Source organism: Streptomyces sp. V3I8, assembly GCF_030817535.1.
Lineage (GTDB): Bacteria > Actinomycetota > Actinomycetes > Streptomycetales > Streptomycetaceae > Streptomyces.
The window spans coordinates 2263589-2276050 of record NZ_JAUSZL010000002.1 but is presented as its reverse complement, the minus strand read 5'-3'; the positions used below and the strand labels follow the sequence as shown (position 1 = coordinate 2276050).

At 70.3% G+C, this 12462-nt stretch carries 9 protein-coding genes; 6 read left to right on the top strand and 3 right to left on the bottom strand.

What is annotated here, in order from left to right; all coding sequences use genetic code 11:
* The first annotated feature begins 79 nt into the window (after nt 1–79).
* From QFZ75_RS10000 to QFZ75_RS09980, 5 genes are all read left to right on the top strand, one after another.
* The gene (locus QFZ75_RS10000; protein ID WP_307535679.1) at nt 80–1198 is read left to right on the top strand and encodes a sugar ABC transporter substrate-binding protein; all 1119 of its coding nucleotides are present in this window, start codon (nt 80–82) and stop codon (nt 1196–1198) included.
* 210 nt (nt 1199–1408) lie between these two features.
* Nucleotides 1409–2197: an ATP-binding cassette domain-containing protein gene (locus QFZ75_RS09995; RefSeq protein ID WP_307535677.1), complete on the top strand. Its 789-nt coding sequence runs from the start codon at nt 1409–1411 to the stop codon at nt 2195–2197.
* Complete coding sequence (locus tag QFZ75_RS09990) at nt 2194–3486, top strand: sugar ABC transporter permease (RefSeq protein WP_307535675.1); 1293 nt, start codon at nt 2194–2196, stop codon at nt 3484–3486. The genes QFZ75_RS09995 and QFZ75_RS09990 overlap by 4 nt, the downstream gene beginning before the upstream one ends.
* A 301-nt stretch (nt 3487–3787) precedes the next feature.
* Nucleotides 3788–5710, top strand: coding sequence for a 1-deoxy-D-xylulose-5-phosphate synthase (gene dxs, locus QFZ75_RS09985; protein WP_307535674.1), 1923 nt, complete (start codon nt 3788–3790; stop codon nt 5708–5710).
* 155 nt (nt 5711–5865) lie between these two features.
* Nucleotides 5866–7365, top strand: a complete 1500-nt coding sequence (locus QFZ75_RS09980; RefSeq protein ID WP_307535673.1) for an amino acid permease — start codon at nt 5866–5868, stop codon at nt 7363–7365.
* A gap of 37 nt (nt 7366–7402) precedes the next feature.
* Here the strand turns inward: QFZ75_RS09980 and QFZ75_RS09975 are convergent, their stop codons facing one another.
* Nucleotides 7403–7777: an NTP pyrophosphohydrolase gene (locus tag QFZ75_RS09975; RefSeq protein WP_307535671.1), complete on the bottom strand. Its 375-nt coding sequence runs from the start codon at nt 7775–7777 to the stop codon at nt 7403–7405.
* A gap of 57 nt (nt 7778–7834) precedes the next feature.
* Here QFZ75_RS09975 and QFZ75_RS09970 point away from each other — a divergent pair, with 57 nt between their 5' ends.
* A complete protein-coding gene (locus QFZ75_RS09970; RefSeq protein WP_307535669.1) occupies nt 7835–8866 on the top strand; it encodes a hypothetical protein in 1032 nt (343 codons plus the stop codon).
* Between the two features lie 149 nt (nt 8867–9015).
* On the opposite strand, the gene QFZ75_RS09965 is transcribed toward QFZ75_RS09970, so the two are convergent.
* Nucleotides 9016–11142, bottom strand: a complete 2127-nt coding sequence (locus tag QFZ75_RS09965) for a 3-hydroxyacyl-CoA dehydrogenase NAD-binding domain-containing protein (RefSeq protein ID WP_307535667.1) — start codon at nt 11140–11142, stop codon at nt 9016–9018.
* The gene (locus QFZ75_RS09960) at nt 11139–12365 is read right to left on the bottom strand and encodes an acetyl-CoA C-acyltransferase (protein ID WP_307535665.1); all 1227 of its coding nucleotides are present in this window, start codon (nt 12363–12365) and stop codon (nt 11139–11141) included. The genes QFZ75_RS09965 and QFZ75_RS09960 overlap by 4 nt, the downstream gene beginning before the upstream one ends.
* Nucleotides 12366–12462 lie beyond the last annotated feature (97 nt).

The following is a 12462-nucleotide window of genomic DNA, read 5'->3' as shown; positions in this document are numbered from 1 at the left end:
CTTGACGTCGCACTTGTGGCCGAGTTGACTTCCAGCCACCTCGGCCGCAACGTCGCGGCCTCGTCAGGGAGGTTTCTGAATGAACACGCGTATGCGTCGTGCGGCCTTTGCTGTTGCCGCGAGTGCGATGGCCGTCTCGCTGGCTGCCTGTGGCAGCGCCGATGAGTCCGGCGACAAGAGCGACTCCACCAAGTCCGCCGCCAAGGGCGACAACATCAAGGTCGGTCTGCTCCTCCCGGAGAACCAGACCGCGCGGTACGAGAAGTTCGACAAGCCCCTGATCGAGAAGAAGGTCAAGGAGCTCACGAACGACAAGGGCGAGGTCGTCTACGCCAACGCCAAGCAGGACGCCACCACGCAGTCCCAGCAGGTCGACACGATGATCACCAACAAGGTGGACGTGCTGATCGTGGACGCGGTGGACTCCAAGGCCATCGCCAACGGCGTGAAGAAGGCCAAGGACGCCGGCATCCCGGTCGTCGCGTACGACCGCCTCGCCGAGGGCCCGATCGACGCCTACACCTCCTTCGACAACGAAGAGGTCGGCCGCGTCCAGGGCAAGGCGCTCCTGGAGGCCCTGGGTGCCAAGGCCAAGCCCTCCGCGAAGATCGTCATGATGAACGGCGCGGTCACCGACCCGAACGCCGCCCTCTTCAAGAAGGGCGCGCTGTCCGAGCTCGAGGGCAAGGTCGACATCGCGAAGTCGTACGACACCAAGGAGTGGAAGCCGGAGAACGCCAACGCCAACATGGAAGGCGCCATCTCGGCGGTCGGCAAGACCAAGATCGTCGGCGTCTACTCCGCGAACGACGGCATGGCCGGCGGTATCATCACCGCCCTGAAGGCCGCGGGCGTCTCCCCGCTCCCGCCGGTCACCGGCCAGGACGCCGAGCTCGCGGGCGTGCAGCGCATCGTGTCGGGCGAGCAGTTCATGAGCGTCTACAAGCCCTACCCGCAGGAGGCGGACGTCGCCGCGGAGATGGCCGTCGCCCTCGCCAAGGGTGAGAAGCTCGACTCCATCGCCAAGGACTCGGTCGACAGCCCCACCACGAAGGCCGTCCCGTCGGTGCTGGTCCCGGTCATCTCGCTGACCAAGGCCAACATCAACGACACCGTGATCAAGGACGCCATCTACACGGTCGACGAGATCTGCACCGCCAAGTTCAAGGCCGCCTGTGACAAGGCCGGTCTGAAGTAGGCGCCGCCCGGTAATGGCGAGTCCCTTACCGCGTACGGGAGTCCGTGTCACCGAATTCCCGTGCAGGGCCCCGGGCCCACCAGGGACGGTCCTACCACAAGCCCCTCCGGCGCCCCGCAGTCACCAGCCCCGCAGCTAGGGCGGGGCGCCGGACGGAACACCCCCCAATTCTTTCTGCACAACCTCCCGCCGGGTCAGGCGGCGAAGGAGATGGTTAACGTGTCCGCTACGCCTGTTCTGGCGTTGCGCGGGGTCTCGAAGCGGTTCGGTGCCGTTCAGGCGCTCACCGACGTAGAGCTCGAGGTCCACGCCGGCGAGGTGGTCGCCCTCGTCGGCGACAACGGCGCCGGAAAGTCCACGCTGGTGAAAACGATCGCCGGCGTGCACCCCATCGATGAGGGCGTCATCGAATGGGACGGCAAGACCGTCCAGATCAACAAGCCGCACGACGCCCAGCACCTGGGCATCGCGACCGTCTACCAGGACCTCGCGCTGTGCGACAACATCGACGTCGTCGGCAACCTCTACCTGGGCCGTGAGCTGAAGAAGCGCGGCATCCTGGACGAGGTCGAGATGGAGCGCCGCTCGCGCGAACTGCTCCAGACGCTGTCGATCCGCATCCCCAGCGTGCGCATCCCGATCGCCTCGCTCTCCGGCGGTCAGCGCCAGACCGTGGCCATCGCCCGTTCCATGCTCGGCGAGCCCAAGCTGGTCATCCTCGACGAGCCCACCGCGGCCCTCGGCGTCGAGCAGACCGCCCAGGTCCTCGACCTGGTCGAGCGGCTGCGCGAGCGCGGCCACGCCGTCCTCCTCATCAGCCACAACATGGCCGACGTGAAGGCCGTCGCCGACAAGGTGGCCGTGCTCCGGCTCGGCCGCAACAACGGCGTCTTCGAGGTCAAGGCGACCTCGCAGGAAGAGATCATCTCCGCCATCACCGGTGCCACGGACAACGCCGTGACCCGTCGTGCGGCGCGCAACGGGGAGGCTCAGAAGTGAGCATCGACAAGACCTCCGCCACCTCGGACGAGCACGTCGTCGCGAACCCCGAGGCCGCCGCCGCGGCGGTGACCGTGGTCGACCCCCGGCTGCTCGTGCGCGAGCAGGGCCTGGCCGGCTACGTCGGCGAGTTCAAGCGGAAGATGAAGGGCGGTGACCTGGGATCCGTCCCGGTCGTCATCGGCCTGATCGTCATCTGCATCATCTTCCAGAGCCTGAACTCGGCCTTCCTCTCCGCCGAGAACCTCAACAACATCGCCGTCGCGATGGTCGCCACCGGCATGATGTCCGTCGGCATCATCTTCGTGCTGCTGCTCGGTGAGATCGACCTGTCGGTCGGCTCGGTCAGCGGTGTGGCGGGCGCCATCACCGCCGTACTGAGCGTCACCCACGGCGTGAACGAGTGGCTGGCCGTTCTCATCGCCCTCGTCAGCGGCGCGGCCATCGGAGCCCTCCACGGCTTCTTCTTCGCCAGGATCGGCGCCCCGGCGTTCGCGGTCACCCTGGCCGGCCTGCTGTTCTGGCTCGGCTTCATGCTCCAGATCCTGGGCGAGAACGGCACCATCAACATCGACGGTGACGGCGTGGTCGGCAAGCTGACCACGTACTACTTCTCGGACGTCGCCGCGGCCTACGGCCTCGCGCTCGTCGCCGTGGTGCTCTTCTTCGTCACCAGCTTCCTGGACAGCCGCCGCCGCGAGGCCGCGGGCATCCCGTCCCGGCCGCTGGGCGACCTGATCATGCGCACGGTCCTGCTCGCGATCGTCGCGTTCGCCGCCGCGATCATGTTCAACCAGTACAAGGGCCTGCCGCTGGCGCTGCTGCTCTTCGTCCTGGTCCTGGTCCTGAGCGACTTCGTCCTGCGCCGCACGAGCTACGGCCGCAAGATCTTCGCGCTCGGCGGCAGCGTCGAGGCGTCCCGCCGTGCCGGTATCAACGTCACCGCGGTCCGTGTCTCGGTCTTCGCGCTGGCGGGCTTCTTCGCGGCCGTCGGCGGTCTGTTCTGGGCCTCGAAGATCGCCGCGGCCAACCAGAGCGCCGGCGCCGGCGACCTCCTGATGAACGTCATCGCGGCCGCCGTCATCGGTGGCACCAGCCTCTTCGGTGGGCGCGGGCGTACCTGGAACGCGCTGCTCGGTGTCATGGTGATCACCTCGATCCAGTACGGGCTGGCGCTGGAGGGCATCGCCACGCCGGTCCAGTACATGATCACCGGTGGTGTGCTTCTCGCCACGGTCGTCATCGACTCGATCACGCGCAAGACGCAGAAGACCGCCGGGCGCGCATAACGCCTGCGTGGTCGCGCGGCTCGACCGTGGCCGCCCGTCGGCGGGTGGCTGCGGGGCCGTCGTGGCTGGTCGCGCGGTTCCCCGCGCCCCTCACGGGGGGCGCCCTGGTGCCCGGTGCCTTCATGGTGCCGGGCACTTTCGGGTCGGTTGGGGCGTTTGGGGGGAGTCGTGAGCGGCGAGATGTCTTACGTCCGATCGCGTGATGGACGACGCACGGCCCGGGCGTCGCCGTCGAAGACGGAACATTAGACTCGACAGGCCCGGGAAGCTCGATCGCTCTACCGCACGCAAGGAGGCACGGGTGCCGCTGCTGACCCGCATCAAGGGACCGCGCGATCTGGACCGGCTCAGCCTGGAGCAGCTGGACCAGCTCGCCGACGAGATCAGGACCTTCCTCGTCGACGCGGTGTCCAAGACCGGCGGCCACCTCGGCCCCAACCTCGGAGTCGTCGAACTCACCATCGCCCTGCACCGGGTCTTCGAGTCCCCCAAGGACCGGATCCTGTGGGACACCGGACACCAGTCCTACGTCCACAAGCTGCTCACGGGCCGCCAGGACTTCTCCCGGCTGAAGATGAAGGGCGGCCTCTCCGGCTACCCCTCGCAGGCCGAGTCCGAGCACGACGTCATCGAGAACTCGCACGCCTCCACGGTCCTCGGCTGGGCCGACGGCCTCGCGAAGGCCAACGAGGTGCTGCGCAGGGACGACCACCACGTCGTCGCGGTCATCGGCGACGGGGCGCTCACCGGCGGCATGGCCTGGGAGGCGCTGAACAACATCGCCGACGCCAAGGACCGCCCGCTCGTCATCGTCGTCAACGACAACGAGCGGTCGTACGCGCCGACCATCGGCGGCCTCGCCAACCACCTGGCGACCCTGCGCACCACCGACGGCTACGAGCGCTTCCTGGCCCGCGGCAAGGACTTCCTGGAGCGCACCCCCGTCGTCGGCAGGCCCCTGTACGAGACGCTGCACGGCGCCAAGAAGGGCCTCAAGGACTTCATCGCCCCGCAGGGCATGTTCGAGGACCTGGGCCTGAAGTACGTCGGGCCCATCGACGGGCACGACATGGAGGCACTGGAGTCCGCGCTGGCCCGCGCCAAGCGCTTCGGCGGCCCGGTCATCGTGCACTGCCTCACCGAGAAGGGCCGCGGCTACCAGCCCGCCCTGAGCGACGAGGCGGACCGCTTCCACGGCATCGGCCCCATCCACCCCGACACGGGCCTGCCGGTCAAGGCCTCGGGCGCCGACTGGACCTCCGTGTTCGGCGACGAGATGGTCGCGCTCGGCAAGGAGCGCGAGGACATCGTCGCGATCACGGCGGCGATGCTGCAGCCGGTCGGCCTGAAGAAGTTCGCGGACGCCTTCCCGCACCGCATCTACGACGTCGGCATCGCCGAGCAGCACGGCGCCGTCTCGGCCGCCGGCCTCGCCGCAGGCGGTCTGCACCCCGTCTTCGCGGTCTACGCCACCTTCCTCAACCGCGCCTTCGACCAGGTCCTGATGGACGTGGCCCTGCACAAGTGCGGCGTCACCTTCGTCCTCGACCGGGCCGGCGTCACCGGCACCGACGGCGCCTCGCACAACGGCATGTGGGACATGTCGATCCTCCAGGTGGTGCCGGGCCTGCGCCTGGCCGCGCCGCGCGACGCCGACCAGGTCCGCGCCCAGCTCCGTGAGGCCGTCGAGGTCGAGGACGCGCCGACCGTGGTCCGCTTCTCCAAGGGCGCCGTCGGCCCCGCCGTGCCCGCGGTGGGCCGCGTCGGAGGCATGGACGTCCTGCGGGAGCCGGGCACCGACACGCCGGACGTGCTCCTCGTCTCGGTCGGCGCCCTCGCGCCCATGTGCCTGGAGATCGCCGGTCTCCTCGACCGCCAGGGCATCTCCACCACCGTCGTCGACCCCCGCTGGGTCAAGCCCGTCGACGAGGCCATGGCCCCGCTCGCCGAGCGGCACCGCGTGGTCGTCACCGTCGAGGACAACTCCCGCGTCGGCGGCGTCGGTTCGGCCGTCGCCCAGGCCCTGCGCGACGCGGGCGTGGACGTACCCCTGCGTGACTTCGGCATCCCGCCGCGCTTCCTCGACCACGCCTCCCGCAAGGAGGTCATGACCGAGATCGGCCTGACCGCCCCGGACATCGCCCGGCAGGTCACCGGACTCGTCTCCAGGCTCGACGGCAGGTACGACCCGGCCCACGCCACGGCGGAGCCCGCCCGCGACTGACCCGGATCCGTACGGCGACACGCCTGAGTGGGCCGGTTCCAGCACCCTTTACGGTGGTGGAACCGGCCCATTCGCGTGAACACCCACGCGCCGGGGCACACGGACTCCACCCCCTCTCGATCATGTCGGGGACGACAAGCGTGGGAGGTAAGCCCGTGAGCAGCACCCTCTTCAGGACGAAGAAGATCGAGCAGTCCATCCAGGACACCGAGGAACCGGAGCACGCGCTCAAGAAATCCCTGTCCGCCCTGGACCTGACGGTCTTCGGCGTCGGTGTCATCATCGGCACCGGCATCTTCGTCCTCACCGGCACGGTCGCCAAGGACAACGCCGGCCCCGCCGTCGCCCTGGCCTTCGTCGTGGCCGGGGTCGTCTGCGCGCTCGCCGCGCTCTGCTACGCCGAGTTCGCGTCCACGGTCCCGGTGGCCGGCTCCGCGTACACCTTCTCGTACGCCTCCCTCGGGGAGCTGCCCGCCTGGATCATCGGCTGGGACCTCGTCCTGGAGTTCGCGCTCGGCACCGCGGTCGTCGCGGTCGGCTGGTCCGGCTACCTCGCCTCGCTGCTCGACAACGCCGGCTGGCACCTGCCCGCGGCGCTCAGCGGGCGGGAGGGGGCCGACGGCTTCGGCTTCGACATCCTCGCCGCCGCCCTCGTGCTGGTGCTCACCGCCGTCCTCGTGGTCGGGACGAAGCTCTCCGCGCGGGTCACCGCCGTCGTCGTCGCCGTCAAGGTGACGGTCGTCCTGGTCGTGATCATCGCGGGCGCCTTCTTCGTCAAGGGCGAGAACTACGACCCGTTCGTCCCGAAGGCCAAGCCCGTGGAGGCGGGCAGCGGCCTCGACTCACCGCTCGTCCAGCTGCTGTTCGGGTGGGCGCCCTCCAACTTCGGCGTGATGGGCATCTTCACCGCCGCCTCGGTCGTCTTCTTCGCCTTCATCGGCTTCGACGTCGTGGCCACGGCCGCCGAGGAGACCAGGAACCCGCAGCGGGACATGCCGCGCGGCATCCTGAGCTCGCTCCTCATCTGCACCACCCTGTACGTCGCGGTGTCCATCGTCGTGACCGGCATGCAGCACTACACCGAGCTGTCCGTGGACGCCCCGCTCGCCGATGCCTTCAAGGCCACCGGCCACCCGTGGTTCGCGGGCTTCATCAGCTTCGGCGCCGCCGTCGGCCTCACCACCGTCTGCATGATCCTGCTGCTCGGCCAGACCCGCGTCTTCTTCGCGATGAGCCGCGACGGACTGCTGCCGCGCTTCTTCTCGCACGTCCACCCGCGCTTCAGGACCCCGCACCGGCCGACCGTCCTGCTCGGCGTCATCATCGCGATCGTCGCCGGCTTCACCAGCCTGAGCGAGCTGGCCGAGCTGGTGAACATCGGCACGCTGTTCGCATTCGTCGTCGTCGCGGTCGGCGTGGTCATCCTGCGCCGCACCCGCCCCGACCTGCCCCGCTCCTTCCGCACTCCGCTGGTCCCGGTCCTGCCGGTCGTGTCCGTCCTCGCCTCGCTGTGGCTGATGCTGAACCTGCCCGCCGAGACCTGGCTGCGGTTCGGCATCTGGATGGCCCTCGGCTTCCTCGTGTACTTCCTGTACGGCCGCTCGCACAGCCGGCTGGGCCGTCAGGAAGCAGACGGGAAGCAGGTGCGCGGCTAGGTCTGCGGAACCGCCCTGGGCGTATCGCCCCGAGAGGTCAGGGCCGGACGGTACGCGGGCCCGTGACCTCGGCGCCCAGCTCCGTGACCCTGCGCCGCAGTTCCCGGTCCGCGGTGACCACCAGCCGTGCGCGCCGGGGGTGTTCGGCGACCAGTTCCACGATGCGGTCGTCACCGCTGCCGGGCGCCGCGTCGACCCGTACGCCGGGCACGGACGTCACCCCGCGGGCGCCGCCCTCGACCACCAGGACCAGTTCCACCGGTCCCGGGGCACCCGGGAGGCCGTCCTCGGCGTACGGGACGAGCCGGTCGCGTACGCGCTCGGCGGCGCCCCGGCGGTCGCGCCACCAGCCGTCGGGCACGGACCCCACCACATTGGCGGCATCGACGATCACCAGCGGGGCACTGTCCATACGGCCAGGGTCGCACGAAGGGCGGTCACCCGGGCCGATTAGAGTGGGGGAGTGTCAATGGTCCGCACACTCAACGGTGCCTGGCTCATACGCGGCCGGGACGGCAGACTCAGCGCCTACGCTCCGCTGCGGGACGCGGTGCGGTGCTGGGCCGAGCAGCGTCCCGGCGGCCCCTGGGCGCCGCCCCGCGCGGTCGGCGGGGACCAGCGCCTGAATCCGGTGCTCGCCGTGGGACAGGGCGCCGACTCCTACGCCCACCTGGTCTCCTGGCGTCCCACCGGTACCGACGAGGCCGGGCTCGTCCACTCCACCCACTTCCGCCCGCACCTCGCCGCGCTCGACTGGGAACGGCTCGGGCACCCCAACACGAAGGGCGCGCAGACCGGCGTACCGGCCGTCGCCGTGGACGCCGAGGGCCGCGCGCACGTCTTCGTACGCAACCGGGGCGGCGGGGTCAGCATGCGCGGCCAGAAGGAGCGCGGGGGCTGGGGCCCCTGGCGCGATCTCAAGGGCCGTGAGGTGACGGGCGAACTGGCCGCTGTGACGCGGGCGTCCGGACGCGTCGAGCTGTACGCGGCCTCGCCGGCCGGCGTCCTGCGCTGGACGCAGGAAGGTCCCGGCCACATCCCCGCCCTGGACGACGAGCCGCTGAAGGTGGCGGTCCGGCCGGACACGCTGCGGGCACTGACGACCTCCGACGAGCACGTGACGCTGTTCTACACGGACGAGAACGACCGGGTGTGCGCGTGGCGGGCCGGGGCGGAGCCGGTGGAGCTCATCGACCGTGCGGGGCCGGGGGCGGTGTCCGCGATCCGCTGCACGCTCGACGGGGTGGACTGCACGTTGCTCGCGCAGCGCTCCGCCGGCGGGCGGGTCGCCTTCGCCGCGTATCCCACCGAGCAGGAGTCGGCGGGGGCGTGGTGGGCCGAGTCCGGCCCCAGGCTCCCCGCGGACGCGCTGCTGTCGCTGGGCGAGGACCAGGAGGGGCGGGTGGTGGCGGCCACGCTCCAGCCGGCCACCGGGCAGCTCATGCTGACCCGCCGCAAGCCCGAGCCGGGGCTGGCCCTGGAGGCCTGGGCCCCGGTCTAGCCGCCCTTCCCCGCGTCCCTGGGGGCTGCGGGCCCCCAGACCCCCGCGATCGCGCTCACGCGCTCGTCCTCAAACGCCGGACGGGCTGGAAATCCAGCCCGTCCGGCGTCCGAGGACCGTGGTTCGGGGGCGGCAGCCCCGAGGGGGGACTACGCCGGGACCGACGCCACGCCCGGCGCCAGGAACGGCTTGCCGTTCACCCGCTGCGAGACGCCCTCACGGTCCAGGTACGGCGTGAGGCCACCGAGGTGGAAGGGCCAACCGGCCCCCGTGATCAGGCACAGGTCGATGTCCTGCGCCTCGGCCACCACGCCCTCGTCGAGCATCAGCCCGATCTCCTGCGCGACGGCGTCCAGGACGCGGGCGCGCACCTGCTCCTCGCTCAGCACGGCATCGCCCTGCTTGAGCAGCGCGGCGACCTCGGGGTCGAGCTCCGGCTTCCCGGAGTCGTACACGTAGAAGCCGCGCTTGCCGGCCGCGACGACCGCCGCGAGGTTCGGGGAGACCGTGAAGCGGTCGGGGAAGGCCCGGTTGAGCGTCTCGGAGACGTGCAGACCGATGGCCGGACCGACCAGCTCCAGCAGGACCAGCGGCGACATCGGCAGCCCCAGGGGCTCGACCGCCTTCTCGGCGACCTCGACCGGCGTGCCCTCGTCGATGACGTTCTGGATCTCGCCCATGAAGCGGGTGAGGATGCGGTTCACGACGAACGCCGGGGCGTCCTTCACCAGGACCGCGGTCTTCTTCAGCTTCTTGGCGACGGCGAAGGCCGTGGCCAGCGAGGCGTCGTCCGTCGCCTCGCCCCGCACGATCTCCAGGAGCGGGAGGATCGCGACCGGGTTGAAGAAGTGGAAGCCCACGACCCGCTCGGGGTGCTTGAGCTCGGACGCCATCTCGGTGACCGACAGCGAGGAGGTGTTGGTGGCGAGGATCGCGTGCGCCGGGGCGACCGCCTCGACCTCCGCGAACACCTGCTGCTTGACGCCGATCTCCTCGAACACGGCCTCGATGATGAAGTCGGCGTCGGAGAAGCCCTCGGCCTTGTCCAGCACACCGGAGACCAGGGCCTTGAGGCGGTTGGCCTTGTCCTGGTTGACGCGGCCCTTGCCGAGCAGCTTGTCGATCTCGGCGTGGACGTAGCCCACCCCCTTGTCGACACGCTCCTGGTCGATGTCGGTCAGCACGACCGGCACCTCCAGGCGGCGCAGGAACAGCAGGGCGAGCTGCGAGGCCATCAGGCCCGCGCCGACCACGCCGACCTTGGTGACCGGACGGGCCAGCGACTTGTCCGGCGCGCCCGCGGGACGCTTGCCGCGCTTCTGGACGAGGTTGAACGCGTAGATGCCGGCGCGCAGTTCACCGCCCATGATCAGGTCGGCGAGCGCCCGGTCCTCGGCGTCGTAGCCCTGCTGCAGGTCGCCGTTCTTCGCGGCGGCGATGATGTCCAGCGCGCGGTACGCGGCCGGGGCCGCCCCGTGCACCTTGCTGTCCGCGATGAACCGGCCCTTGGCGACGGCCTGGTCCCAGGCCTCGCCGCGGTCGATCGCCGGACGGTCGACGACGATCTCGCCCTTGAGGACGGACGCCGTCCAGATCAGCGACTGCTCCAGGAAGTCCGCGCCCTCGAACAGGGCGTCGGCGATGCCCAGTTCGTAGACCTGTGCGCCCTTGAGCTGCTTGTTCTGGTTGAGCGAGTTCTCGATGATCACCGAGACGGCCTTGTCCGCGCCGATCAGGTTCGGCAGCAGGGTGCAGCCGCCCCAGCCGGGCACCAGGCCGAGGAAGACCTCGGGCAGCGAGAAGGCGGGCAGGGACGCGGACACCGTACGGTAGGCGCAGTGCAGGCCCACCTCGACGCCGCCGCCCATGGCCGCGCCGTTGTAGTACGCGAAGGTCGGCACCGCGAGGGCGGACAGCCGCTTGAAGACCTCGTGGCCGCCCTTGCCGATGGCCAGCGCGTCCTTGTGCTCCTTGAGGAGCTCGACACCCTTGAGGTCCGCGCCGACGGCGAAGATGAACGGCTTGCCGGTGATGCCGACGCCGACGATCCCGCCCGCCGCCGCCTCCTTCTCGACCTGGTCGATCGCGAGGCTCAGGTTCGCCAGCGAGGCCGGGCCGAAGGTGGTCGGCTTGGTGTGGTCGAAGCCGTTGTCCAGCGTGATGAGCGCGAAGCGCCCCGCGCCGAAGGGCAGGTCGAGGTGGCGTACGTGCGCCGACGTCACGACCTCGTCGGGGAACAGCTCCGCCGCGCCCTTCAGGAGTTCAGTGGTGCTCACTTGTCGCCTCCGGCGTCCTTGTGGTGCGGGTTCTCCCAGATCACGGTGGCGCCCATGCCGAAGCCGACGCACATGGTGGTGAGGCCGTAACGGACCTCCGGCTGCTCCTCGAACTGGCGGGCCAGCTGGGTCATCAGCCGGACGCCGGAGGAGGCCAGCGGGTGGCCGTACGCGATGGCGCCGCCGTACTGGTTGACGCGCGCGTCGTCGTCGGCGATGCCGTAGTGCTCCAGGAACGCGAGGACCTGGACGGCGAAGGCCTCGTTGATCTCGAAGAGGTTGATGTCCCCGATCGACAGGCCCGCCTTGGCGAGGGCCTTCTCGGTCGCCGGGATCGGGCCGTAGCCCATCACCTCGGGCTCGACACCCGCGAAGGCGTACGAGACCAGGCGCATGCGCACCGGCAGGTCGTGCTCGCGGGCGAACTCCTCGGACGCGATGATCGAGGCGGTGGCGCCGTCGTTCAGGCCGGCCGCGTTGCCGGCGGTGACCCGGCCGTGCACCCGGAACGGGGTCTTGAGACCGGCCAGGTTCTCCAGGGTGGTGCCCGGGCGCATCGGCTCGTCGGCGGTGACCAGGCCCCAGCCCGTCTCACCGACCTCCGCGTTGGTGTTGCGCACCGAGATCGGCACCAGGTCCTGCTGGATCTTGCCGTTGGCGTACGCCTTGGCGGCCTTCTCCTGCGAGCGCACCGCGTACTCGTCGGCGCGCTGCTTGGTGATCGTGGGGTAGCGGTCGTGCAGGTTCTCCGCGGTCATGCCCATGAAGAGGGCCGACTCGTCGACCAGCTTGTCGCTGACGAAGCGCGGGTTCGGGTCCACGCCCTCGCCCATGGGGTGGCGGCCCATGTGCTCGACACCGCCCGCGATGACGGCGTCGTACGCGCCGAACGCCACCGAGCCGGCCGCGGTCGTCACGGCGGTGAGCGCGCCGGCGCACATACGGTCGATGGAGTAGCCCGGGACGGACTGCGGCAGCCCGGCCAGGATGCCGGCCGTGCGGCCCAGCGTCAGACCCTGGTCGCCGATCTGCGTGGTCGCGGCGATGGCGACCTCGTCGATCTTCTTCGGGTCGAGGCCGGGGTTGCGGCGCAGCAGCTCCCGGATCGCCTTGACGACCAGATCGTCGGCACGGGTCTCGTGGTAGATGCCCTTCGGGCCCGCCTTGCCGAACGGGGTGCGGACGCCGTCTACGAAGACGACGTCCCTGACGGTACGAGGCACGATGGCTCTCCTCCAGATGCGGGATGGCACTACTGCGCGGCACACACGCCCTGAGCGCGCGCTCACCTGCCATGCTACTTGCGGGTAACCGACCTGC

Excerpts from the sequence above, each read along its gene's own strand:
- QFZ75_RS10000 (WP_307535679.1), top strand. The coding sequence starts at position 80 with ATGAACACGCGTATGCGTCGTGCGGCCTTTGCTGTTGCCGCGAGTGCG.
- QFZ75_RS09995 (WP_307535677.1), top strand. The coding sequence starts at position 1,409 with ATGGTTAACGTGTCCGCTACGCCTGTTCTGGCGTTGCGCGGGGTCTCG.
- QFZ75_RS09975 (WP_307535671.1), bottom strand. The coding sequence starts at position 7,777 with ATGGACAGTGCCCCGCTGGTGATCGTCGATGCCGCCAATGTGGTGGGG.
- QFZ75_RS09970 (WP_307535669.1), top strand. The coding sequence starts at position 7,835 with ATGGTCCGCACACTCAACGGTGCCTGGCTCATACGCGGCCGGGACGGC.